The 24,572-nt window shown below is 73.0% G+C and carries 21 protein-coding genes; 12 read left to right on the top strand and 9 right to left on the bottom strand.

The annotated features are described in order from the left end of the window. Positions 1-40: 40 nt before the first annotated feature. Positions 41-994 carry a sugar kinase gene (locus tag IDM40_RS14815; protein ID WP_193122594.1) on the bottom strand — a complete coding sequence of 318 codons (954 nt, stop codon included), beginning with the start codon at positions 992-994 and terminating at the stop codon, positions 41-43. Between the two features lie 122 nt (positions 995-1,116). Between IDM40_RS14815 and IDM40_RS14810 the strand changes: the two genes are divergently transcribed. The 4 genes from IDM40_RS14810 to IDM40_RS14795 all read left to right on the top strand — a co-directional run bounded on the left by IDM40_RS14810 (position 1,117) and on the right by IDM40_RS14795 (position 5,702). Next, positions 1,117-2,400, top strand: a complete 1,284-nt coding sequence (locus IDM40_RS14810; RefSeq protein WP_193122593.1) for an amidohydrolase family protein — start codon at positions 1,117-1,119, stop codon at positions 2,398-2,400. Continuing rightward, complete coding sequence (locus tag IDM40_RS14805; protein WP_193122592.1) at positions 2,397-3,650, top strand: alanine racemase; 1,254 nt, start codon at positions 2,397-2,399, stop codon at positions 3,648-3,650. The genes IDM40_RS14810 and IDM40_RS14805 overlap by 4 nt, the downstream gene beginning before the upstream one ends. 47 nt (positions 3,651-3,697) lie before the next feature. Next, on the top strand, positions 3,698-4,078 hold the full coding sequence (locus tag IDM40_RS14800) for a RidA family protein (RefSeq protein ID WP_193122591.1): 381 nt from the start codon (positions 3,698-3,700) through the stop codon (positions 4,076-4,078). An 88-nt stretch (positions 4,079-4,166) separates the two neighbouring features. Beyond that, a complete protein-coding gene (locus IDM40_RS14795; RefSeq protein ID WP_193122590.1) occupies positions 4,167-5,702 on the top strand; it encodes a sodium:solute symporter family protein in 1,536 nt (511 codons plus the stop codon). 3 nt (positions 5,703-5,705) lie between these two features. On the opposite strand, the gene IDM40_RS14790 is transcribed toward IDM40_RS14795, so the two are convergent. The 8 genes from IDM40_RS14790 to IDM40_RS14755 form a co-directional block, all read right to left on the bottom strand. Then, complete coding sequence (locus IDM40_RS14790; protein WP_193122589.1) at positions 5,706-6,065, bottom strand: copper chaperone PCu(A)C; 360 nt, start codon at positions 6,063-6,065, stop codon at positions 5,706-5,708. A gap of 123 nt (positions 6,066-6,188) precedes the next feature. Continuing rightward, the gene (locus IDM40_RS14785; RefSeq protein ID WP_193122727.1) at positions 6,189-8,006 is read right to left on the bottom strand and encodes a calcineurin-like phosphoesterase C-terminal domain-containing protein; all 1,818 of its coding nucleotides are present in this window, start codon (positions 8,004-8,006) and stop codon (positions 6,189-6,191) included. Between the two features lie 360 nt (positions 8,007-8,366). Continuing rightward, entirely contained in the window at positions 8,367-10,022 is a 1,656-nt protein-coding gene (locus IDM40_RS14780; RefSeq protein ID WP_193122588.1) for a glycerol-3-phosphate dehydrogenase/oxidase, read from the bottom strand. After that, positions 10,019-11,488 carry an FGGY family carbohydrate kinase gene (locus IDM40_RS28830; protein WP_193122587.1) on the bottom strand — a complete coding sequence of 490 codons (1,470 nt, stop codon included), beginning with the start codon at positions 11,486-11,488 and terminating at the stop codon, positions 10,019-10,021. Before IDM40_RS28830 ends, IDM40_RS14780 begins: the two co-directional genes overlap by 4 nt. Continuing rightward, the gene (locus tag IDM40_RS14770; protein ID WP_193122586.1) at positions 11,478-11,963 is read right to left on the bottom strand and encodes a ribose-5-phosphate isomerase; all 486 of its coding nucleotides are present in this window, start codon (positions 11,961-11,963) and stop codon (positions 11,478-11,480) included. Before IDM40_RS14770 ends, IDM40_RS28830 begins: the two co-directional genes overlap by 11 nt. Further along, positions 11,960-13,732: a dihydroxyacetone kinase family protein gene (locus tag IDM40_RS14765; protein WP_193122585.1), complete on the bottom strand. Its 1,773-nt coding sequence runs from the start codon at positions 13,730-13,732 to the stop codon at positions 11,960-11,962. Before IDM40_RS14765 ends, IDM40_RS14770 begins: the two co-directional genes overlap by 4 nt. Before the next feature lie 13 nt (positions 13,733-13,745). Then, positions 13,746-14,471 (bottom strand): HAD family hydrolase, encoded by a 726-nt coding sequence (locus IDM40_RS14760; RefSeq protein WP_193122584.1) that lies wholly within the window; start codon positions 14,469-14,471, stop codon positions 13,746-13,748. Next, on the bottom strand, positions 14,461-15,303 hold the full coding sequence (locus tag IDM40_RS14755) for a DeoR/GlpR family DNA-binding transcription regulator (protein WP_193122583.1): 843 nt from the start codon (positions 15,301-15,303) through the stop codon (positions 14,461-14,463). The genes IDM40_RS14760 and IDM40_RS14755 overlap by 11 nt, the downstream gene beginning before the upstream one ends. A gap of 281 nt (positions 15,304-15,584) precedes the next feature. On the opposite strand from IDM40_RS14755, the gene IDM40_RS28650 reads away from it, so the two are divergent. The 8 genes from IDM40_RS28650 to IDM40_RS14715 are packed head-to-tail and all read left to right on the top strand — an operon-like array spanning position 15,585 to position 24,367. Further along, positions 15,585-17,081 (top strand): FGGY-family carbohydrate kinase, encoded by a 1,497-nt coding sequence (locus IDM40_RS28650; protein ID WP_193122582.1) that lies wholly within the window; start codon positions 15,585-15,587, stop codon positions 17,079-17,081. Beyond that, complete coding sequence (locus tag IDM40_RS14745) at positions 17,078-17,809, top strand: histidine phosphatase family protein (protein WP_193122581.1); 732 nt, start codon at positions 17,078-17,080, stop codon at positions 17,807-17,809. The genes IDM40_RS28650 and IDM40_RS14745 overlap by 4 nt, the downstream gene beginning before the upstream one ends. Further along, positions 17,806-19,296, top strand: coding sequence for an ABC transporter substrate-binding protein (locus IDM40_RS14740; RefSeq protein WP_216630831.1), 1,491 nt, complete (start codon positions 17,806-17,808; stop codon positions 19,294-19,296). Before IDM40_RS14745 ends, IDM40_RS14740 begins: the two co-directional genes overlap by 4 nt. A gap of 4 nt (positions 19,297-19,300) precedes the next feature. After that, positions 19,301-20,236, top strand: coding sequence for a carbohydrate ABC transporter permease (locus tag IDM40_RS28190; protein ID WP_193122580.1), 936 nt, complete (start codon positions 19,301-19,303; stop codon positions 20,234-20,236). 3 nt (positions 20,237-20,239) lie between these two features. Further along, entirely contained in the window at positions 20,240-21,109 is an 870-nt protein-coding gene (locus IDM40_RS14730) for a carbohydrate ABC transporter permease (RefSeq protein ID WP_193122579.1), read from the top strand. Then, positions 21,106-22,245, top strand: a complete 1,140-nt coding sequence (locus IDM40_RS14725) for an ABC transporter ATP-binding protein (RefSeq protein ID WP_193122578.1) — start codon at positions 21,106-21,108, stop codon at positions 22,243-22,245. Before IDM40_RS14730 ends, IDM40_RS14725 begins: the two co-directional genes overlap by 4 nt. Then, the gene (locus tag IDM40_RS14720; RefSeq protein ID WP_193122577.1) at positions 22,242-23,351 is read left to right on the top strand and encodes an ABC transporter ATP-binding protein; all 1,110 of its coding nucleotides are present in this window, start codon (positions 22,242-22,244) and stop codon (positions 23,349-23,351) included. Before IDM40_RS14725 ends, IDM40_RS14720 begins: the two co-directional genes overlap by 4 nt. Next, positions 23,348-24,367: a 2-hydroxyacid dehydrogenase gene (locus tag IDM40_RS14715; RefSeq protein ID WP_193122576.1), complete on the top strand. Its 1,020-nt coding sequence runs from the start codon at positions 23,348-23,350 to the stop codon at positions 24,365-24,367. Before IDM40_RS14720 ends, IDM40_RS14715 begins: the two co-directional genes overlap by 4 nt. Positions 24,368-24,572: the final 205 nt, after the last annotated feature.

The raw sequence follows: 24,572 nt of genomic DNA, 5'->3' as shown, positions 1-24,572 counted from the left end.
GGGGTCTCCTTCTGGGTCGGTCCGTTCGGTCGTGCGCCCCTCACCCGGCGCCGCGGGCCCGAGGCGCGGTGGCGGAGCCACCGGCCGCGAGAGCACGCGGGGGGATGTCGTCGTGCACCCTCAGGGCCTGGCCGGCCAGGCGGGTGCCTTCGTCGAGGCACTCGTCCACGGGGGCGCCGGCAAGAAGTTTATGCAGTGCACCTGCGGCGAAGGCGTCACCGGCCCCGACGGGTTCGACCACCTCGACCTCGGGTGCGGGCCGGTTCCAGGTACGGCCCTGCGAGAACGCGGTGGCCCCGTCGGCCCCCTGTTTGACGATCAGGAGCCGGGGTTCGGGCATCAGGGCGTGGACCTCCTCGGTGTTGCGCGATCCCCACAGCGCCTCGGCCTCGTCGAGCCCGCAGAACACGATGTCGGCGCTGCGTGCCGCTTCGAGCAGGGGCTCGGCGTGGTGCGGGCCGTGCAGGGCGGGCCGGTGGTTCACGTCGAAGCTGCGGAGCGTTCCGGGGAGCTCGGCGGTGAGCAGGCGCGTGACCAGGGCGTGTGTGGAATCGGAGAGCGCTGCGGTGATGCCCGTGGTGTGGATCAGGGCGGGCACGCGGCCCAGGATCTCGTCGGCGTCCTCCGGGCCGAGCGCCGTGGCGGCCGAACCCTGCCGGTAGTAGCGCACGCGGGTGCCGTCCGGGCCGAGCTCCTTCAGGTAGAGGCCGGTGGGGCGTTCGTGGTCGACACGGGCGCGGCACTCGACGTCCTCGGAGGTGAGCGTGCGGCGGATCTGCTCGCCCAGCCCGTCGTCGCCCAGGGCGCTGTGCCAGACCACGCGGCGCCCTGACCTGGCCAGGTGCACGGCGACGTTGGACTCCGCGCCGCCGGCCAGCATCCGGAAGGCGGCGGCCTCCTCGGGCGGTTGCGGGGGATCGGGCACCAGGAGCGCCATCGTCTCGCCCACACACACCGCGTCGGTCCCGAACCCGCTCTGCGCCGACTCTTCCACGCCTGTCCTCCCACGTGCGGCCCCGAAATTGCGGGGTGTTGACCTCCGATGAAACTGGATGCTAATACTTCTGCTGAGATATACGCAACAGTGCTGCATGATACGCAGCATCGGGGGTTGTCATGTGGGACCTACTGCTGCGCGGCGGCCGGGTCGTGGACCCCGCGTCCGGGCACGACCGCACGGCCGACGTGGCCGTGCGCGACGGCAGGATCGCGGAGGTGCGGCCCGCCCGAGCGCCGGACACCGGGGCGGAGGACACGGGCGCGGCGGCCGAGGTCGTCGACGTCCGGGGCAAGCTGGTGACCCCGGGCCTCGTCGACGCGCACACCCACGTGTGGCACGGCGCCGGTTACTGGGGCATGGACCCCACGCCCGTCGCGTGGCGCACGGGTGTGACCACGTGGATCGACGCCGGTTCGGCCGGTGCCTACGCCATGGACGGGTTCCGCCGCTACGTGGCCGAACCCGCCGGTGTGCGGGTGCATGCGCTGATCAACGTCTCCGGGCTCGGACTGGTCGCCGAGACCGGTGAGCACCGCGTGCTCGACCACCTCGACGTCGACGCCGCGGCGGCCGTCGCAGCACGCCAGGGTGGTTTCGTGCGCGGCGTCAAGGCCCGCATCGACGCCCGGACCGTGGGCGAGAACGGCATCGAGCCCCTGCGCAGGGCCGTGCGCCTGGCCCGCACACTGGAGCGCCCGCTCATGGTGCACGTGGGGTACGGCCCGCCCACCATCGCCGAGATCGCACCCCTGCTCGGCGAGGGCGACGTCCTGACCCACTGCGCCTCCGGCTGCCCCACCGACCTGGTCGCCGACGGCGGGCTCACCGCCCCGGTCGAGCGCGCCCTCGACGCCGGGGTGGTGTTCGACCTCGGGCACGGCTCCGGCGCCTTCGCCTACGACGTGCTCGAGACCGAACTCGCGGCGGGCGTGCGCCCCCTGGTCTCCTCCGACCTGCACATCCGTTCCATGTACGGGCCCGCCTTCGACCTGCCGACCGTGATGGCCAAGACGATGGCGGCCGGGCTCAGCCTGAACGAGGCCGTCGAGGCCGCCACCGTCCGGCCCGCCCGCACGTTCGGCCTCGACGCCGGCACCCTCGCCCCCGGAGCACCGGCCGACATCGCCGTCTTCGACGTCGAGGAGGGGCCGTTCCCGCTCCCGGACGTGCACGGCGACGTCCGGCACGCGCCCGTGAAGCTGCACAACACCGCCACCTACGTCGCCGGCCGCCTCCTGCCCCCGAGCACGGCCGAGGCCCCGCCACCGTGGGTCCCGCTCAGCCCCGCGCAGCAACGCGCGGAGCACGGGCGGCAGCAGCGCACCCGGGACGCGGTGCAGCACCTGACCGACCCCGAGGACTTCGACGAACCCTTCCCGCGCCACGGAGCCAGAGCATGAACCCCGCACACCACCTGGACCACGCCGCCGTCGAGGCGCGTTCCCTGCCGCAGAGCCCCACCAGCCCCGCCGAGGTCCGCGACGCCGGCCTCCGGCTGAGCGACCTGTGGCTGCCCGCGGTCACCCTCCACCGCGACGCCCTGCACCACAACCTCGACCGCTTCGCCCGCTGGTGCGCCGAGCGCGGCCTCGACCTGGCCCCGCACGCCAAGACGACCATGGCCCCCCAGCTCTGGGCGGCCCAGTTGGAACGGGGCGCGTGGGGGCTCACCGCGGCCACCGTCGCGCAGGCCCGCATCATGCACCGGTCCGGCGTCAGCAGGGTCATCATCGCCAACGAGGTGACGGAGACGGCCCAGTTGGCCTGGATCGCCGAGACCCTGGCCGACCCGGGCTTCGAAACGATGTGCCTGGTCGACTCCGCGGCCGGCCTGGAACTGATGGAGCACGCCCTGCGCGGGGCACCGCGCCGCCTCCCGGTCCTCGTGGAACTGGGGGTCCCGGGCCGGCGCACCGGCGTGCGCACCCTCGAGGACGCCCTGGACCTCGCCGAGCGGGTGGCGCGCAGCGAGAGCGTCCGCCTGGTCGGGGTCGAAGGGTTCGAGGGGGTCTTCCCGCAGCGCCGCGACGACGACTCGCCCGACCGCACCCGCACCTGGCTGGGCCGGCTGCCCGAGTTCGTCCGCCGCGCCGACGCCCGGGGCCTGTTCACCGGCGCCGACGAGATCATCGTGACCGCCGGCGGCAGCAGCTACCCCGACCTGGTCGCCGACGCCTTCTCCGGGCTCGGCGGGCTGTCCCTGCCCGTCCGGCCGATCGTGCGGTCGGGGTGCTACATCACCCACGACGACCTCTTCATGGAACGCGCCTCGCCGCTGCGTTCGGAGGCCGACGCCGACCCCCTGCGCCCCGCGCTCTCGTGCTACGCGCGGGTGCTCTCCTGCCCCGAACCGGGGCGGGCGCTCTTCGGGGCGGGCAAGCGCGACCTCTCCTTCGACATCGACCTCCCCGTGCCCCGCGCGGTCCTGCGCGAGGGGCGCCGCATCCCGGTCGAGGGTGGGGCGCGGGTGGTGGAGCTCAACGACCACCACGGGTTCCTCGACCTGGACGAGGACGCACCGGAGATCGAGGTCGGGGACGTGGTCGAGTTCGGCCTGTCCCACGCCTGCACCGTCTTCGACAAGTGGTCCCTGATCCCCGTCCTGGACGACCGGGACCACGTCGTCGACGCAGTACGCACCGTCTTCTGACACCGAGACGGCACGAACACACAGAACACAGAACACGGAGGGTTCCCATGTCCAAGAAGATCGTGAACACGCCCGAGGCCGCCCCGCCCGGCGGCCCGTACTCCCACGCCGTCGTGGCCGGCGACTTCGTCTACCTCGCCGGGGCCACGCCCCACCGCACCGACCGGTCCCTGGTCAAGGGCTCCTTCGCGGACGAGGCCCACGCGACCTTCAAGAACCTCGCCACGGTCGCCGAGGCCGCCGGGTCGAGCCTGCGCGACGCGGTGCGCGTCGGGGTGTACCTGCGCGACCTCGACGACTTCGCCGAGATGAACACGCTCTTCGCGGAGTACTTCGGCGAGGAGCCGCCGGTCCGCACCACCCTGCAGGCCGACCTGCCGGGCTTCGCCATCGAGGTCGACGCGGTCCTGTACAAGCCGGCCGAGTGAGCCGCGGGGCCCCGGCAACGCGCCGGGGCCCCGACCCCCCTCCCCGGGCGAGCCCGAGAGCGGGCCGGGCCGGGCAAAGGAGATCCACATGAATGACGCAACGAACCTGATCTACCTGGGGTCCCTGGCCGGCACCGTCGTGCTCATGCTCGGGATCGGTGTGTGGGTCGCGCGGCGCCGCACCAGCAGCGGCGAGGACTTCCTGCTGGCGGGGCGCAGCCTCAGCACACCCCTGCTCCTGGGCACCACACTCGCCACGCTGGTCGGAACCGGCTCCAGCCTCGGGGCCGTCGGTTTCGCCTACGAGAACGGGTGGGCCGGAGGGCTGTACGGGATCGGCGGCGCCGTCGGCGTCCTGCTCCTGCTCTGGCTCTTCTCCGACGTGCGCAGACACGGGTTCATGACCTTCTCCGAGGAGATGAGTTACTACTACGGCGCCAGCCGGGCCATCAAGGGCGTGGTCTCGGTGGTGATGCTCCTGGCCTCCGTGGGGTGGCTCGGCGCGCACATCATGGGCGGAGCGCTCTACCTCTCCTACCTGACCGGGATGGACCCGGCCACGGCCAAGATCGTGATCGCCGTGAGCTTCGGGCTCTACACCGTCGTGGGCGGCTACCTCGCCGTCGTCATCACCGACGCCATCCAGGGCACGATCCTGTTCCTCGGCTTCACCCTCCTGGCCGTGCTCGCCCTCGTGCACGTCGGCGGTTTCGAGGGCATCGGCCGGGACGTGCCCGACGAGGCGACCTCGATGCTCGGGCTGGAAGCGGTCGGAGTGCTGCCGGGGATCTCCCTGGCCCTGGTCATCGCCGTGGGCGTGCTGGCCACCCCCTCGTACCGGCAGCGCATCTACTCGGCGATCAACGTCCGTACCGTGCGCACCAGCTTCGCCTGGGTCGCCGGTCTGTTCGCGCTCTTCGCAATGCTGCCCGCCATCGCGGGGATGGCCGCACGCGGCCTGGAGCCCGGGTTGGAGAACCCGGACATGGCCTTCCCCTACTTGGCGACGACGCTTTTCCCCGTCTGGGTGGGCGCCTTTCTCCTGATCGCGGGGCTCTCGGCCACGATGTCCTCGGGCGACTCCGACGCCATCGCCGGCGTGACGATCCTGCTGCGCGACGTCACCCACCTGGTCACCGGACGGCTGCCGAAGGCCGAGAACATGGTCGCCCTCTCCCGGGTCGCTCTGACGGCCGTGCTCGGGCTGGCCCTGCTCTCCTCCCTCATGGCCACCACGATCATCGGTTACATCGAACTGATGATCTCGACAGTGCTCACCGGTGTGCTGGTCGCGTCGCTGTTGGGCAAGTTCTGGCCGCGGGCGACGTGGCAGGGCGGTCTGGCCTCGCTCATCGGCGGTTCGGTCATGGCCCTGCTCGTGCACAACATCTCCGCGTGGACCGACTTCTGGGGCAACCCGGTGATCCCGTCGATGCTCGCGGCACTGGTCGCGGGGGTCGTGGTCAGCCTGGTCACGCCCCGCCGGGAGGTCTCCCACGAGGCGGCGCTGCAGATGCTGGCCGAGGAGCGGGCCGAGCTGGACGTGGGTACCAAGGTCCGCAACGAATCCACGGACGAGACCACGGCCGCCTCCGGTGAGGGACGGACCTCCCAGGACGACTAGAGATCAGGGGGTGTCCGCGCCCCCGTCGGCGGTGACGGTGAGCCGGGTCCCGTCGGACAGCGACAGCACGATCTCCACCGGATCGCCGTCGTCGAGGGGGTGCGTGGGGGCGTCCAGCTGCACCCGGTTGTCGCCTGGCTCCAACGAGGTTCCGTCACTCACGGTGATGCGGTCGAGGCCCGCCTTGACCCGCTCGCCCTCCTCGTCGGTCGTGGTGACCAGGTTGGCGTACCGGAAGTCGGGGCTGGACGCGGAGACCAGCGCGGCCGATCCCTCCCCGGTGTTGTGCAGCTCCATGTAGGCGCAGGCGGTCAGGTTCTGCTTCTCCCACGACCAGCGCGCGTTGCGGGCCTCGATGCTCATGTCTCCCCCTGTGATCACTGAGGGTGACGAGTTTAGTGGTTCGGTCGCGCCCCGTCCTCCGACAGGCGGGACGCACGAAGGGCCGCCACCTGCACGGGTGGCGGCCCTCGGTGCGTTCGGGTGTTACACGCGGTCCTCGACGACCTCGAACTCGAGGACGTCGGTGAACTCGCGGCCGTACGCGTCGGTCGCGGTCACCTCCGCGGTGTGAGCGCCGGGCTCGAGGTCCGCGGGCAGGTCGTAGGTCCACAGGTGCATCGCCCGGTCGGCGATCGAACCGCCGTGCACGAGCTGCTGCTGCACCGCGTACGGGTCGGAGTACTCGGCACCGACGTTCTGCGCCTCGCCCTCCATCTGCTGGGTCCGCTCGGCCGTGCCGCCCTGCTCGCCGTCGATGGCCACCTCGACGTCGCCGCTGGTGGAGCCCATGAAGAAGTTGGTGGTCAGCCAGGTGCCCTCGTCGAGGTCCTCGCGGTCGACCACCAGCGGGTCCTCCAGCTCGGGGGCGCCGCCGTCCTCCTTGTCGCTGTGCTCCTCGTACCACTCGCGGTAGGCCGGGCTGTTGATGCCCAGCTGCGTCTGCACGTCGTCGGACTCGCCGGTGACGGAGAAGCGCTCCTGGAACTGGTTGCCCTCCACGTCCAGCGTCACCACACCCGGGCGTCCGCCGTCACGGCCGATCGCCGACGGGAAACCGCCGTCGCCGACCTCGCCGGAGTACCAGTCACCGGAGATCGCACCCGCGGTGATGTGCGGGAAGGGGAGCCCGTCCTCGATGCCGAGGAGCTCGTTCCAGCCCTCCGCGTCGTCGCCGGCCTCCATGTTCTCGATGCTGTGGCTGTGCCCGGAGACCGCAACGGCCTCGCGGCCCTGCAGCAGCTCGTGCACCTCGGCGGCCTGGTCGACCTGGTGCTGGGCCTCGCCCTCGTCCGCGTAGTTGACCAGACCGATGTGGCCGGCCACGACCACGAGCTTGTCGTCGGCGACGTTCTCGAGGTCCTGCTCGAGCCACTCCATCTGCTCGTCGCTGATGCGGCCGTTGTAGCTCGGGTCGCCCTCGGGGTCGGAGCAGATCTCCTCGACACCCTCCGGGCTGTCCTCGGCGGCCGTGCACGGGTAGTCGACGTTGTTCATCGCCACGAAGTGCACGTTGCCGACGTCGTAGGAGTAGTACTCCGGAGCCAGGTGCTCGCGGAAGGTGTCGAAGGCGTGCTCCGGCGTCTCCGAGTCGAAGTCGATGTCGTGGTTGCCGGGCAGGAAGCGGGCCGGGCCGTTGGTCTCGCCCACCAGCTCCTTGATGGACGGGTACAGCGACAGGTCGTCGTTGGCCACGTCGCCCACGAACAGGGAACCGCAGCCCGCGTAGTCGTCGCGCTCGGACAGGTCGTTGATGGCGCCCGCCCGGGCGTACTCGACCTCTTCCTCGTCGGTGACCTGCAGGTCGCCCGCGATCACACAGCTCTGCGCGTCGTCGGCGGTCGCCTCGCTCTCGACGACCGGGAAGTTGACCTCCTCGGGCAGCGGGCCGGTCGGCTCGATGCCGCCGTACTCCAGGTCCGGGGAACCCTCCGGCAGGTGGTTGTAGTGGAACTGCGGGATGTTGTTCTCGTCCATCGGGACCTGGTAACCCGACGGCTGGGTGATCGACACCGTCATGTTGTCGAACGCGGGCAGCTCGTAGCGGCCCTCGTCGTCGGTGGTCACCACGTCGCGGCCGTTGGTGACCACGACGTCGGCCAGGCCCTCCTGGCCCTCGGCGGCGCCACTCTCCTCGGCGTCGACGAAGACGGTCCCGGTCACGACCGAGTCGTCGCCGGAACCCTCCTCCGCGGCGGGCACGACCTCGATCGCGCCCCGGTAGCCGTCACCGGCCCCGTCGTCGGGCGCGGCGGAGGCCGGCGCGGCCACCAGGGTCAGGGACCCGGTGACGGCGGCGGCCATCGAGACGGACAGGGTGGTTCTCCATGAGCGGCGCGCCCGTTCGGCGCGCAGCGGCGGTATGTGCGTCGTAGGCATGGGGTCGCTCTCCGAAGTCTCGGGGGAACTGCGCCGGCCAAGGGGAACCGGCGGAGAGCAACCCTGGTCGACCGGCCTGAACGAGGTGCCATGACGCGGCCAACATCCGGCCACCGAACGGTGACGTCTGCGGCGGCTCACCGCTGATCACCACAAACCCGCGTGGCCACAGGCGCCCCGGACACGAGAAAGGCGCAGGGGACGGTGCCCGCCTGCGCCTCACCCGATCGGGTGTTCCGATATCTCGTACGCATTGTTACCCCCTTGTCGCTGGGAGTCATGACTTTACGGGTCTTGTGACCCTCCGTCACTGATCAATGCGTTGCGGTCGCGTTCGACCTCGGCCCGGTAGCGTTTCACCTCCTCGGCGGCGTGTCCGGGCGACCACCCCAGCAGCGGGGCGAGGAGCTCGGCGACCCGCGGGGCCTCGTCCACGCCGCCGTGCTCGGCGGTGATCGACGCCCGGGTCCGGCGCACGAGCACGTCGGAGAGGGTCATCGCGCCCTCGTGGGTCACCGCCCGGCGGAGCTCCGAGGCCAGGTGGCCGGCGATCTTCGGTCCGGCCCCGTCGCCGTCCCAACGCAGCACGTCCGGCAGTTCACCGCCGTACCGGGGGAGCATGCGTGCGGCCTCTGCCTCCGGGGTCCCGGCCTCCGCGGCCAGCCGGTCCAGCTCGCGGCCCACCTCCTCGTGGCCGTCCGCGCCCACCAGCGGCAGGTCGGCCGTGCGGCACGGCCCCGCGTCGATCCCCGCCTCCCGCGCCGCAGTGTCGACGGCGTCGCGGGCCATCACCCGGTAGGTGGTGTACTTGCCGCCCACCACCGTGACCATGCCCGAGGGACCGGTCACCACCGTGTGGTCGCGCGAGAGGGCGGAGGTCGCCCCCGACCCGCTCTCGGCCGACAACAGCGGGCGCAGACCCGCGTAGGCGCCCAGCACGTCGGAGCGGTCCAGGGGCCGGGCCAGGTACCGGTTGACGTTGCGCAGCAGGTAGTCGACGTCGGAGCCCTCGACCGACGGGGTGCCCCGGTCACCCTCGTAGGCGGTGTCGGTGGTGCCCAGCAGCCAGTTCCCGTACCAGCGGCGCAGGATGATGACCGAGTCCTCCGCACGCGCGATGAGGCCGGAGTCGGACTCGAACGCGTCCCCGTCCACGAGCAGGTGCACACCCTTCGCCGGACGCACCGAGAACCCGGCCGGCCCGGCGAGGCCCTGCACGTCGGCGGCCCACACCCCGGCGGCGTTGACCACCGAGCCGGCGCGCACCTCCAGGTCCCGGCCCGAGATCGCGTCGGTCAACCGGAGCCCGCGCACACGCCCGCCCTCGACGACCGCCCCCGTCGCGCGCGTGTGGGTGAGCACCTGCGCGCCCTCGCGCGCGGCGGTCCGGGCCACCGCCAGGGTGTGGCGCGCGTCGTCCATGCGCCCGTCGAAGAAGCGGATCGCCCCCGTCACCGAGTCGGCCAGCCCCGGCGCCCGGCGGCGCGTCGAGGCCCGGCCCAGGTGGCGGTGGCGCGGGACCCCCAACCGGCCGCGGGCCCGCGCCATCGTGTCGTAGGCCAGCACGCCCGCGCCGAAGTACGGGCGTTCCCACCACCGGGTCGTGGGCAGCAGGAACGGTTCGGCGCCCACCAGGTGCGGCGCGGTCACCCCGATCATGCGGTCGCGCTCGCGCAGGGCCTCGGCGACCAGGGAGAAGTTGAGCTGCTCCAGGTACCGCAGGCCCCCGTGCGCGGTCTTGCCCGACCGCGAGGAGGTGCCGGCGGCCAGGTCGCCGGCCTCCACCAACAGCACCGACAGGCCGCGGACGGCGGCGTCCAGGGCGCACCCGGCGCCGGTGATCCCGCCGCCCACGACCACGACGTCGAACGTGCCGCCGTCGGCCGCGGAGAGCGCGTTCTCCCTGGAGGCGGGGGACAGCTGTCCGGGTGCGGAGTTCATGCGGGTGTGCTCCTTCGTGTCTCGTGCTCGTCCGGCCACAGCGCACGGGCCGCGGACAGGTGGTCCAGGTAGCGGGCGTAACCGTCCTCGTAACGGGAGGCGCGGGCGGGCTCGGGCTCGACGACCGCGGACGGCGCGGTCCAGGCCCGGCGGTCCACCCGGTCGCCCGCCGCCGTCAGCACGGCGCCGCGGGCCCCCACCTCCGGGGCGCGGGCGGTGGCCAGCGGGGTGCCCAGCACGTCGGCGAAGACCTGGAGCCAGGGCAGGGAACGCGAACCCCCGCCGCACACCAGCAGCCGGCCGGACAGCCCCGCGGTCTCGAAACAGTGCCGGGCCGCGTAGGCCAGGCCCTCGCACACCCCGCGCACCAGGTCGTGCCGGGAGGTGGTCAGCCGCACCCCGGAGATCTGGCCGCGGGCGCGCGGGTCCACGAACGGGGCGCGTTCCCCGGAGGTCGCCAAGTAGGGGAGCACCTCCACCCCGCCCGCGCCGGGGTCGCTCTCGGCCAGGGAGGCGCCGAGCTCGTCCACGTCCATGCGAAGGGTCGACAGCAGCCAGTCGACCGAGGCGGTCCCGACCATGGCCGGCATCGCACGCAGCCAACGGTCCCCGGTCGCGATGTGGAAGCCGGCCGGTTCGCCGCCGGTGTCCAGGCGGTCGGTGCGCACCAGGCAGCCCAGGGTGGTGCCGATGATCATCAGCGCGTCACCGTCGGCCTCGACCCCGGCGCCGACCGCGCAGGCGGGGAAGTCGAAGGGGCCCGAACTGACGGGCAGCCCCTCGGGCAGGCCCAACAGCGCGGCCCCCTCGGCGCTCAGCGGGCCCTCGGGCAGGGTGTGCACCGGCGGGAGCAGGTGCCGGTGGTCGTCGAGCCCGGTCAGCGACAGGACGGTGTCGCTGTAACCGCGCCCGCTGCCGTCGCCGAAGGGCATCGAGCTGTCGGAGGGGTCGGTGGCGCGCACGCCCGTGAGCCGGCCGAACACCGCGTCCTTGCAGTAACCCGCGGTGGCGGCGCGGTCCAGAGTCTCGGGTTCGTGCTCGGCCAGCCACGCCAGCAGCGGGGCGGCGGTCCCGGGGAACATGCGGGTGCCGTTGGCGCGGTAGACGGCCTCGGGGACCCCGTCCTCCTCCCAGGAGTGGAGGATCCCCGCGGCCCGCCCGTCCAGCCACGACATGCCCGGACGCACCGGGTGGTGGTCGGCGTCGGTCAGCCAACAGCCGTCGCCCTGCCCGGTCAGCGCCAGCAGCGACGGGGTCCGGCCCGACTCGGCCACCACCGCGCGTACGACCTCGGCCAGGCTGCGCATGAGGTCGCCGAGGTCCTGCTCCACCGCCCCGCCTGGCCCGTGCGACAGGGGGAGCTCGCGCCCGCGCACCGCCAGCGCCCGGCCGCCGCCGTCGAAGACGACCGCCTTGACCACGGAGGTGCCCACGTCCACACCGAGGAAAGTTGGTTCACCGCGCACCGCCGGCCTCCCCGCGGGCCGACTCCAGTGCGTTGATCCGCTCGACCTTCGCGTGCGAGGGGGATTCCGGGTCGAACTCGTAGTCCAGCCACTCCCGCACCAGGCGCCGGGCCAGTTCGGGGCCGATGACCCGCTGGCCCAGGGTCAGGACCTGGCAGTCGTTGGACAGCACCGAACGTTCTGTGCTGTAACTGTCGTGCGCCGTGGTGGCGCGTACCCCGGCGACCTTGTTGGCGCTGATGGCCATGCCGATGCCGGTGCCGCACACCAGGACCGCGCGGTCGGCGCGGCCCTCGGCGACGATCCGGGCGGCGGCCGCGCCGATGTCGGGGTACGGGGTGTGCTCGTCGCCGTTCACCCCCACGTCGACCACGGCGGTGACCCGGGGATCGCCCTGCAGGTCGCCTGCGATGAGGTCCTTGTACTCGAGCCCGGCGTCGTCGCTGCCCACGACCAGGCGCCACGTGCGTGTCATGACCGGTGTCCTCCTTCGAGCGGGGGGTTGGAGCAGGCCCCGGCCACGGCCCGCAGGCACAGGGCGAGGGAGACCGCTCCGGGGTCGGGGGTGCCGACACTGCGGTCGGCGAGTGGGCGGGCCCGGCCCACGCGCGGGCGCAGGTCCGCGGTGGCGCGCGCGGCGTGTTCGGCGTCGGCGACGGCCTCGTTCCAAGCCTCGTCGAGCGCGGCCCCGGTCGCCAGCCGGGCACGCAGGGTCTCGCGGAACGGGCGGAGCGCGTCGAGCATCGTCTTGTCGCCCGGGGCGCACCGGCCCATGCGCGCGAGGGCCTGTTCGGCGGCCTCGACCCCGGCGGCGATGTCGCCGGCGGAGGGCGCGGTGAGGTCGCCGATGCGGTCGGCGAAGCGTTCGAGCATGGCGCCCCAGAGGACGCCGCTGGTCCCGCCGGCCTGGTCGGCCCAGCGTGCGGCCGCGGCGCGCAGCACCGTGGCGGGGCCGCCGCCGATCCCGTGCGCGGCCTCGAAGGCGGCCTTGGCGCCGCGGGCCATCCCGGTTCCGTGGTCCCCGTCGCCGGCGACCGCGTCGAGGGAACCGAGCTCGTCGCTGTTGTCGGCCACGGCGGTGCTCATGGCCGCGAGCGCGGCGCGGATCCGGTCCGCGAAGACCAGGGCGGAGGCGTCGGGGTCGGTTTCGCTGCCGGCATCGGGGCCGAGCGAGGGGTTGGGCGCCGAGCGGGCGTCCTGTTCCGCGACGGCAGGGCGCGGGGCCGGGGCGGTGGAGGGCGGGGCTGCCCCGCCGCGACGGAAACCGGGGGTGTCGGCCGGCGCCGTCCACAGCTCCTCGAGCTCGTCGTCCAACCACACCAGCGTCAGCGAGCACCCGGCCATGTCCAGGCTGGTCACCGCCTCGCCGACCTCGGGCAGGACCGGTTCCAGCCCCGCGCGGCGCAGGGCGGGGAACAGCCCGGAGGCCACCACGAACAGCTCCTCGTACTTGGTGGCGCCGAGCCCGTTGAGCACGACCGCGACCCGGCCCGACGCACCGTCCGGGCGTTCGGCCAGCAGCGGGTCGAGCAGGAGCGGGGCCAGCTCCGAGGCGCTCACGAGCGGCCCCTCCTCGATCCCGGGCTCGCCGTGGATGCCCAGGCCGATCTCCATGTTTCCGGGCGGGACCGTGAACAGGGGTTCCTTCTCCCCGGGCACCGTGCACCCGGCGAAACCCACACCCAGGGTGGCGGTGCGGGCGTTCGCGTGGCGGGCCAGGCGCTCGACCTCGTCGATCGGGTCGCCTCTGTCGGCGGCGGCGCCCGCGGTCTTGAACACCGGGAGGGTTCCGGCGATCCCGCGCCGTGCGCCGTGGTCCTCACGCGGGGCGGAGGCGACGTCGTCGGTGACCAGCACGGTGCGGCAGTCCACGCCCTCGCCGCGCAGGCGTTCCTCGGCCAGGCCGAAGTTCATCACGTCGCCGGCGTAGTTGCCGAAGCTGAACAGGACGCCCGCGCCCTCGTCGGCGGCGCGGCCGACCCGGTGGGCCTGCTCGGCGGAGGGGGAGGTGAAGACCTCGCCCACGACCGCGCCCGCGGCCAGCCCGGACCCGACGAGCCCGGCGAAGGCGGGGTAGTGGCCGCATCCGCCGCCGACCACGACCGACACCCGGCCCCCGGTCCCGGCGCTGCGGACCACTCCGGAGGCGCCGGGAACACGGGTCAGGTGGCTGGGGTAGGCGGCGGACAGACCGTCGAGCATGTCCTCGCGGAAGTCGGAGGGAGAGTTGAGTAGACGGGACATGACACGGGTCTCCTCAGGTGTCGTCGGGGGGTGCTCCGTCCGGGGCGAGCGCGCGCCGGAGGTGGGCGGCGGCATCGGCGTGGTCGGACGCCACGTGTTCGGCCAGGGCGAGGGCCTCCTCGCCGGGCGGGTAGTCGGGGTTGGGCAGCGCGACCACACGGAGCCCCGCGGCGTGGGCGGCGCGCAGTCCGTTGCCGGAGTCCTCCACGGCCAGGGGGCAGGGGCCGTCGTCGGGAGGGGCGAGGCGGCGCAGGGCCTCGGTGTAGACGTCGGGGGAGGGCTTGCCGCGTGCGACCTCCTCGCTGGAGACCGTCGTGGTGAACAGCGCGGCCAGGCCCTCGCGTTCCAGGACGGTGTCGATGACCGGGCGGGCGGCCGAGGAGGCGAGTCCGACGGTGGTCAGTGCGGCGGTGCCGGTCACGAGCTCGCGGGCGCCGGGCAGGAGTGGGCCCCGGCCCTCCAGGAGCGCCGCGCGCATGTGGGCGACGCAGGAACGCAGCACCTGCTCGGGGGCGACACGGACGCCGGATCGTTCGTGCACCGCATCGGCGACGTCGCGCGACCATTCCGGGCTGCTCATGCCCTGGACGCGCAGGGTGTCGGCGCGGGTCCACTCCACACCGTGCTCGGCGCAGTGGGCGGCCCAGGACTCCTCCCACAGGTGTTCGGTGTGGACGAGCACGCCGTCCAGGTCGAAGACCACGGGGGCGGGGGAGCCGTGGGCCCCGTCATTCGGCATCGGGCGCCACCTCCACCCGCACGTCGTGTTCGCGGAGCTGGGCGAGGGCGTGCTCGGGGGTCGCGGAGTCCACGATCACGGAGGTGAAGCGCTCCAGGGGCAGCAGCCGGTGCAGCGCGCCCCGGGTGAGCTTGCTGTGGTCGAGCAGCAGGTGGCAGGTGTCGGAGGCGGCGACCATCTCGCGTTTGACCGCCACGATGCGGTCCTCCTGGTGGTAGGCGTGGCCGGCGGCGACCGCGGAGGTGCTCACGAAGGCCACGTCGAAGCGCATGGAACGGATGGCCTCGACACACGTCGTTCCCAGGAACGAGTCGTGCTGCACGTCGTAGGTGCCGCCGAGGGCGACCACGTGCATGTCCTCGATCCGGGAGAGTTCGGTGAGGGCGCCGAGGTAGTTGGTGGCGACGGTGAGCGGGGTCAGGGCGCCCAGGTGGGGGATGAGCCGGGCCGCCGTCGTGGAGTCGTCGAGCAGCACCGAGGCGCCCGGTTCGACGAGGCGCGCCGCGTGGGCCGCCACCGCCTTCTTGGCGTCGGTGTTCACCCGTCTTCGGTAGGCGACGTTGGACTCGAAGGTGCCGCTGGGCTGGGCGGTGGCCACACCCCGGGACTTGCGCAGCACCCCTTGCCGCTGGAGCTCGTCGAGGTCGCGGTGCACGGTCATGACCGAGACGCCGAACCTCTCGGAGAGGTCCTGGGCGGAGACGGAGCCCCGGTCGAGCACGAGCTCGGTGATCAGGCCCCGGCGGTCCTCGGGTCCGGCCGGTCGGGCGTCGTCGTGGCCGGCGTCCCGCCCGGTCCGCTCGTCCGGGCTCTGGCCGTGCTTGACCGTCACTGTGGGCGTCTCCTGTGTCGTCGTCGGGCGTCGTCCGCACATCTCAACGGGATGACTGTGATGTGTCAAGAGATCATGTGAAGTTCACAAGGTCGGATGTGACCGGTTCTGTCGGCAGAATGCCTGCCCTGACCTGGCCATCGAGCTGCGTCGATCGTGCTCTGGGCGCAGACTTAACAAAATCTGGTGTGACGAACGCATATTGACACGAGAACTTCACTCGCTTAGGTTTCCTCATCATTGCGCCGTTATGAAGCAGGTCACACGTGTGAGGAGGTTTCGTGCCCGCCCCAGGACCAGCCCGAACGTGCGCGACCGCAGCCCTGTGGTTGGGCATCGACCTCGGAACCCAGGGCGTGCGCGCCCAGCTCGTCGACGGCGACGGCACGGTGCACGGTTCCGGGAACGCCCCGCTGCTGCGCGGCCGGCGCGACGGACCCCGCCACGAGCAGGACCCACGCGAGTGGTGGGAGGCCACCGGCGCCGCCGTGCGTTCCGCCCTCGCCGACCACGCCGGGCACCCCCTCGGCGCGGTGTGTGTCGACGGCACCTCCGGAACCCTGGTCCTGCAGGACCGCGGCGCCCGGCCCGTCGGCCCCGGCCTGATGTACGACGACGCCCGCGCCGCGAGTGTCCCCCTCCCGGCCCGCACCGAGGCCGCGCTGGACGACCTGGCCGCCCGGTTGGGGCACCCCGTCCCGCCCACCTGGGCGCTGCACAAACTCCTCCTCCTGGCCGCCGAGGACCGGCTCGGCCCCGACGCCCGCCCCGCCCACCAGGGCGACCACATCACCGGACGCCTCGTCGGCCGGCCCGTGCCCACCGACCCGACCCAGGCGCTCAAGTCCGGCCACGACCCCGAACACGGATGGCCCACCGCCCTGCTCGACCGCCTCGGGCTCGACCCCGCGCACCTGCCCGAGGTCGTGCCCACCGGGACCCCCGTCGGCACCGTCGGCGCGGAGGCCGCCCGGCACACCGGCATCCCCGCAGGGACCCCCGTCCGCGCCGGAACCACCGACGGGGTCGCCGCCCAGATCGCCTCCGCCGCCCTCGCCCCCGGGCGCTGGGCCGCCACGCTCGGCACCACGCTCGTGCTCAAGGGGTCCACACCCCACCGGATCCACGACCCCGCGGGCGCCGTCTACAGCCACCGCAACCCCGACGGCGGATGGCTGCCCGGGGGCGCCGCCAACGCCGGGACCCGCGTGTGGGCGCACGACCTGCCCGGCCACCACCCGGCCGACCTCACCGAACGCGTCCGCGGCCTGCCGGTGCCCGGCGGGGCCACCTACCCCCTCACCGGAACCGGGGAACGGTTCCCCTTCGTGGCCCCCGACGCGGCCGGGTTCGACACCGGACCCGGCAGCGGCACCACCGACCCCGCCGAGCGCTTCCACCGCCTCGCCCACGGGCTCGCGCACGTCGAACGCCTCGCGCTCGAACGCCTCCAGCACCTCGGAGCACCCGCACACGGGCCCGTCACCGCCACCGGGGGCGCCGCCGACAACACCTGGCTCACCCAGCTGCGCGCCGACGTGCTGCGCCGGCCGGTGCTCGTGCCCGCGCACACCGGTTCCGCGTTCGGTTCCGCGGTCCTGGCCCGCGCGCCGCAGGGTGCCCTGGCCGACACCGCCGAGGCCATGGTCCGCACCGCACGCCGCCACGACCCCGACCCGGACCGCGCCGACGCGCTCGACGAGGCCCACGAGCGTTTCCTGCACGCCCTCGCCGAGCGCGGCTGGCTCGCCCCGACCCCACAGGCAGGCCGCCCATGAACCCCGCCGAGACCCCCGCCGACGCCCGGACCGGGACCCCGGACGACGCCCCCGCCGAGCTGTCCCTGGTCCGCCACGGCCGCACCGTCTGGCACGCCGAGAACCGCTACGCGGGCAGCTCCGACGTCGACCTCGACCCCGTCGGCCGCGACCAGGCCGACCAGCTCGCCGCGTGGGTCGGCGACCACCCCCACGACGTGGTGGCCTGCTCGCCCCTCACCCGCTCCCGCGAGACCGCCGCCCCCGCCGCCCGCGCCCTCGGGCTCGACGCGATCGTCGTGCCCGGCCTGGCCGAGGCAGACTTCGGTTCCGCGGAAGGGCGCACCCTCCACGAGGTCGACCGCGACCGGCCCGGCACCGCCGCCGCCTTCCGCGCCGACCCCGTCGCCCACCCGCTTCCCGACGCCGAGGACCCCGCCGCCGTCGCCACCCGCGTCCGGCAGGCGCTGAAGGACCTCGCCGCCGCCCACCCCGGGGCCCGGATCCTCGTCGTGGGCCACAACACCGCGCTGCGCCTGGCCCTGTGCTCCTGGCTCGGCATCCCCCTCGCCCACTACCGGAGGGTCCTCCCCCGGCTGGACAACGCGGCCCTGACCCACGTCCGCGTCCCCCGCACCGCGGGACACCCGCCCGCCCTGCTCGGCCTCAACGTGCCGACCCGTCCCCCGGACACCGCCGCGCGCACCGGGACGCCCAGCGGTCCCGGCGCCCCCTGGAGAAGCCCATGAGACGACGCGCCCGACCCACCCCCCGATCCCCCCTCGACCCCGGCCCCCGTTTCCCCAGCACGCCGCGTACCCCCGACCTCTCCCGCCGCCGGGCCCTGCGCCTGTTCGGTTCCGGCGGCGCCGCCCTGGCCGGCGGGTCCCTGCTCTCCGCCTGCGGGGTCGGCGTCGGCGGGCTCGGGGAGGGCCACGAGAACGGGGCTTCGGAGGTCACCGGCTCCTTCGACTGGCGCAAGGCCGAAGGCGCCGAGATCTCGTTCCTGCAGACCCCGCACCCCTACCAGGCCGCCTTCCAACCGCTCCTGGAGGAGTTCACCGAGCTCACCGGGATCACCGTCAACACCGACCAGGTGGCCGAGGCCGACTACTACACCCGCCTCAACACCGAACTGGCCAGCGGTTCCGGCAACTACGACGTGTTCATGACCGGCGCCTACTTCCTGTGGACCTACGGGCCGCCGGGCTGGATGGAGGACCTCGGGCCCTGGATCGGCAACGACTCCGCCACCAGCGACGAGTACGACTTCGACGACGTCTTCGAAGGCCTGCGCACCTCCACCCAGTGGGACTTCGAGGTCGGGAGCCCGCTCGGCACCGGCGGGCAGTGGGCGATCCCGTGGGGTTTCGAGACCAACGTGATCTGCTACAACAAGGCCGAGTTCGACCGCCGCGGGGTGCGCCCGGCCGAGACCTTCGACGAACTCTTCGAGCTGGCCGTCGACCTCACCGACCGGTCGGAGGGCACCTACGGATTGGCCTTCCGCGGATCCCGCTCCTGGGCGACCATCCACCCCGGGTTCATGACCCAGTTCACCCGCGAGGGGTGCGTCGACTACTCCACGGACGGCGGGACCCTGCGCGCCACCATGAACTCCGACACGGCCGTCGACTTCACCCGCAAGTGGATCGACCTGGCCCGCGAGGCCGGCCCCACGTCCTGGACCACCTACGACTACCCCGACTGCACCGCCGACCTCGGCTCCGGCACCGCCCTCATGGTCTTCGACGCCGACTCGGCCACCTACCCCCAGAACATCCCCGGCAACAGCGCCAGCGCCGGCGACCTCGCCTGGCACCCCGGCCCCGCCGGCCCCGACGGCAACCTCGACACCAGCCTGTGGGCGTGGTGCCTGGCCATGAACTCCGCGTCCCGCAACAAACTCGCGGCGTGGCTCTTCATCCAGTGGGCCACCGGCAAGGAGGCCCAGGCCGAGGCGGTGCGCACAGGCGAGATGGGGTTCGCCAACCCCACCCGCGAGTCCGTCTTCGAGGAGGCGTTCAAGCCCACCCTCGACGCCTTCCCCGGCTACCAGGAGAGCTTCGAGCGGGTCATCGACTCCACCCGCATCCACTTCACCCCGCAGACCCAGTTCTTCGAGACCACCGAGAACTGGGCCGTGGCGCTCCAGGACATCTACGCGGGCCAGGACGCCAAGGAACGCCTCGACGAACTCGCCGAGCAGACCACCGAGCTGGTGAACAGGGACTGAGACCGTGACACGCACCGACACCCCCCACCGCCCGCCCGCGGGCGAGGGCAGCGTCCGGCGGATCCCCGCCCGGCGGCGGGCCTTCCGCCCCTACCTGCTGTCGATCCCCGCCGTCCTGCTCATCGCCGGGATCCTCTACCCCTTCGGCCTGGGCGTCTATTACACGTTCCTCAACTACTCGGCCATGGTGCCCGAACCCGTCCTGGTGGGCCTGGCCAACTACGCCGTCGTGCTCTCCGACCCCGTGTTCTGGGAGAGCGTGCGCGTCACCCTCGCCTACGCGGTCACCACCACCGTCGTCGAGACCGTGCTCGGCGTGGGCATCGCGTTGCTGCTGTTCCGCGCCAGCCTCGTCGGCCGGATGCTGGAACGCCTGCTCATCCTGCCGCTGATGATCGCTCCCGTCATCGCCGGCGTCATCTGGGGACTCATGTACAACCCCCAGTTCGGCGTGCTCAACCACATGTTCGGGCTCGGATCCACCTTCGACTGGCTCAGCGAGGACCGCGCCCTGTGGTCGGTCGTGCTCGTCGACGTCTGGATCTTCACGCCGTTCGTCGCCGTGCTCGTGCTCGCCGGCATCAGGTCGCTGCCGCGCGAACCGTTCGAGGCCTCGGCCGTGGACGGGGCGGGCGCGCTGTACATGTTCCGCCGCCTCATGCTCCCGATGATGTGGCCCTACATCCTGGTCGCCGTCATCTTCCGCTTCATGGACTCGCTGAAGATCTTCGACCACGTCTACGTGCTGACCGCCGGAGGACCCGGTGGCGCCACCCGCACCCTGCAGATCGGCGCCTACCAGAACTCCATGACCAACCTGAACTTCTCGCTCGGCAGCACGTACATGTTCCTGCTCTGGATCATCGTCTTCATCACCGCCCGCTACCTCGTCGGCGTCCTGGGCAAGGCCCAGAGGCGGGCCGCCGGAACGGAGGACTGACCCGTGGCCACCCGAGAGCGCAGGCCCGGCAGCCGACGGTTCTCGCCCGCCGCCGCGGGCGCGGACCTGCTGCTGGTGCTGTGGTTCGCCTTCTCCCTCTTCCCGATCCTGTGGATGATCCTGCTGTCGCTGAAGACGCAGGCCGAGCAGACCTCCACCTACTTCCGCTTCACGCCCACGCTCGAGAACTACACGACCGTGCTCAGCGCCGAGGGCGAGCGCATCACCAGCGTCGACTTCACCGGGGCCCTGTTCACCAGCCTCGTCACCTCGCTGGGCGCGGTCGCGCTGTCGCTGGTCATCGGGGTCCCCGCCGCCTATGCCGCGGGCCGATGGGCCTACCGGGGGTCGGGCGACGTCATGTTCACGATCCTGTCGTTCCGGTTCGCTCCGGAGCTCATGGTGATCGTGCCGCTGTTCATCATCTACAACCAGCTCGGGCTGTTCGACACCGCCTTCGGCACCATCTGGGTGCTGCAGCTGGTCACCCTGCCGCTGATCGTGTGGATCCTGCGGTCCTACTTCCAGGACCTGCCCGAGGAGCTCGAACAGGCGGCGCTGCTGGACGGCTACACCCGCACGCGCGCGTTCCTCACCGTCGCGCTGCCGCTCGTACGCCCCGGCATCGCCGCGTCCGCCCTGTTGGCGTTCATCTTCGCCTGGAACAACTACGTGTTCCCGCTGATCCTGACCGGCAGCGAGAACCCGACCGTGACCGTGGCCGTGACCCGCTTCCTCGGCGGGGGCGGCCAGGCCTACTACAACCTGACGGCCGCCGCCGCGCTGCTGGCCGCGCTACCGCCCCTGCTGGTCGCGCTGTCCATCCAGCGGTACCTGGTGCGCGGTCTGTCCTTCGGGGCGGTGAAGTCGTGAGCACACTGGAACTGCGCGGGCTGGGAGCCCGCTACGGCAAGAAACCCGTGCTGCACGGGCTGGACGTGTCCGTCGGCGACGGCGAGTTCTTCGTCCTGCTGGGCCCCTCCGGGGCCGGCAAGACCACCACGCTCAAGTGCGTGGCCGGGCTCGTCGACCGCGCCGACGGTTCGGTCGTCATCGGCGGGCGCGACATGACCGGCGTGGAACCCTACGAACGCAACGTCGCCATGGCGTTCGAGAGCTACGCGCTGTACCCGCAGAAGACCGTCGCCGACAACCTCGCCTCACCCCTGAGGTCCGGGCGCCTGGGCACCTGGACCGAGGCCGAGCGCGCCGCACGCATCGAGGCGGTCACCACCACCCTCGGCATCGACCACCTGCGCGAACGCCTGCCCAAGGAGCTCTCCAACGGGCAGCGCCAACGCACCGCGCTGGGGCGGGTGCTCGTGCGGCCGGCCGACGTGTACCTGCTCGACGAACCGCTGTCCCACCTGGACGCGAAACTGCGGGCGACCATGCGCGCGGAACTGCGGCGGCTCGGCGAGTTCTCGCGCACCACCACCGTCTACGTCACGCACGACTACCAGGAGGCGCTCGCCCTCGGGGACCGGATCGGCGTGCTGCGCGACGGCCGCCTCGTCCAGGTCGGCACACCCGCCGAACTCTGGGACGCCCCGCACGACACGTTCGTCGCGCGCTCGCTCGGCCAACCCGAGATGAACCTGCTGCCCGCCCGCGCCGACGGGGGAGTGGCCACCACCGCCGGCGGGCTGGCCGTCGGGGTGGACACAAACGTGTCCGGGCCGGTCGAGCTGGGGGTGCGCCCGCGCGACCTCACGGTGACCGCAGGGGAGGCGCGCCCCGAGGGGTTCCGTGTCCGCGGCCGGGTCGAACTGGCCGAACGCCTCGGCAGGTCCGTGGAGCTGAGCGTGCGTACCGAGGCGTCCGGCGGAGGGCCCGGCGACACCCTCATCGCCGTCACCGACGACCCCGACGTGAGGGAGAGGACCGCCGTGACCCTGAGCACGGAGCACAGCAGGGTGCACGTCTTCGCCGGGAGCGACCCGGGGGCCTACGCGCACCGGGTCGGCAGCGCGCGGCCCCGTACCGACACCGAGGGGGAGCAGCGATGAGCGCCACCATGGAACAGGGGGCCGCCCGGCGGCTCCGGCTGGCCGACCTGCACAAGACCTACCGCAGCCGCGGCCGGGAACCCTTCGCCGCCGTGCGCGGCATCGACCTCGACATCGAACCCGGGGAGATGGTCGCGCTCCTGGGCCCCTCCGGCTGCGGCAAGACCACGACGCTGCGCATGATCGCCGGGCTGGAGAGCGTCACCTCCGGCAGCGTGCGGATCGGTGAACGCGAGGTCGGCGACCTGCCCCCGGGCAAGCGCGACATCGGGGTCGGCTTCGAGAGCTACGCCCTGTACCCGCCGCTGTCCGTGCGCGAGAACCTCGCCTACGGGCTCCGGGCCCGGCGGTCGATGCCCGACGCGTGCATCCGCGAACGTGTCGAGGCCGTCGCCGAACGCCTGGAGGTCACCGACCTGCTCGACCTGCGCCCGGCCGCGCTCTCCAGCGGCCAGAAACAGCGGGTCGCGCTCGCCCGTGCCCTGGTGCGCAACCCTCCCGTGCTGCTGCTGGACGAGCCGCTCTCCCACCTGGACGCCGGGCAGCGCCAGCGGGTGCGGCGCGAGCTCAAGGTGCTGCAGCGCGAGTTCGGGTACACGACCATCGTCGTCACCCACGACCAGCTGGAGGCCCTGAGCCTGGCCGACCGGATGGCCGTCATGGACGGCGGAACCATCCAGCAGTTCGGGACGCCCGACGAGGTGTTCGACCGGCCCGCGAACCGCTTCGTCGCGGACTTCGTCGGTGAACCCGCGATCAACCTCGTGCCTGGTGAGGCCGCCGACGGCGCGGTCGACGTGGCCGGTGCCGGGCGTCTGCCGGCGGCCGTTTCCGCGTCGGGCCCGGTCGAGGTGGGGCTGCGCCCGCAGGACTGCCGGCTGGCCGCCGAGGACACCCCCGGTGAAGGCCCGGCCGCGACCGTCGAGGTGCTGGAGGACCTCATGGAGTTCGGGCTCGCCACCGTCGCGCTCGACGGGAACGGCACGCGGATGGTGGTGCAGACCGAGGGCGGCGCCTCGTGGGCCGCCGGCGACCGGTGCAGGGTGCAGGCCCCGGCCGAGCGGGTGCACGTGTTCGCGAAGGACACGGGGGAGCGGCTCTCGTGACGGAACGACACAGGCAGGACGGGCCGCGGGTGGTGTGCGCGGGGGACGGGTTCATCTCCTCCGCCCTCCTCGCCCGGGCCCTCGGACGTGAGCTGCCGGGCGTGCGCACCGAGCACACCGACACCGGATGGCCCACCGAACCCTTCACCGGCGTGGACGGGGTACGGGAGGCCTCCGGCGACCCCCGGGCCCTCGCCGAGCTCGTGCGCGGCGCCGACGCCCTGGTCACCCACCTGGCCCCCGTCACCGTGCAGGTCATCGAGGCGGGGGCCGGAACGCTGAGGGCCATCGGCGTGACGCGCGGCGGCCCGGTCAACGTCGACACCGCGGCCGCCGAACGCGCGGGGATCCCCGTCGTCAACCTGCCCGGACGCAACCTGGGCGCGGTCGCCGAGTACTGCGTCGGCGCCATGATCACCGCCCTGCGGGGGCTGCCCTCCGCGGCCGCGCGCCTGTCGGCGGGGCACTGGGACGCGGAGGGTTTCCGGTACGAACGCACCGGTCCTGAACTCCGGGCGTGCACCGTCGGCCTGGTCGGGATGGGCGCCGTGGGGCGCCGTGTCGCCGAGCTCCTGCGGGCGTTCGGGAGCACGGTCCTCGCCCACGACCCCTACGCCGACCCGGACGAGGCGCGTCGTGCCGGGGTACGCCTGGTTCCCCTGGCGGAGCTCCTCGCCGAGAGCGACGTGGTCAGCCTGCACGCGCGCCTCACCGACGAGACCCGGCACGTGATCGGGGCCGAGGCCCTGGCCGCCATGCGCCCCGGATCGCTGCTGGTCAACACCGCCCGGGGCGAGCTCGTGGACCACCGGGCCCTGGACCGTGCCCTCGACACCGGACGCCTGCGCGGGGCGGTGCTCGACGTCTTCGACCCCGAGCCGCCCGCCCCCGGTGACCCGCTCACGGCCCGCCCGGAGGTGTGGGCCACCCCGCACCTGGCCGGGGCGTCGACGCAGGTGGCGGAGGAATCCGCGGAGCGTATCGCCCGCGAGGTCGGGAGGATTCTGCGTTCGTGACGGGCGCTCCGGTTCAAGGACTCTCTGCGTCGGGCCCGTTGCCTCAAGGGCTCTCCGCCCCGGACGTGAGTGTTCTTGGGGTTCGTTCGTGGTGCCCCTCGGGGCGGGTTCCTGGGGTGGGGGTCGGTCGGGTTCGTTGGTGTTGCCTCGGGGGTCGGGGATCGTCGGGGTCGGGATCGTAGCCCGGCCGGGCCTTCTCGCAACC

The organism is Nocardiopsis coralli (assembly GCF_014892575.1).
GTDB lineage: Bacteria > Actinomycetota > Actinomycetes > Streptosporangiales > Streptosporangiaceae > Nocardiopsis > Nocardiopsis coralli.
The sequence above is the reverse complement of the archived record's forward strand: the minus strand, read 5'-3'. Positions and strand labels throughout refer to the sequence as shown.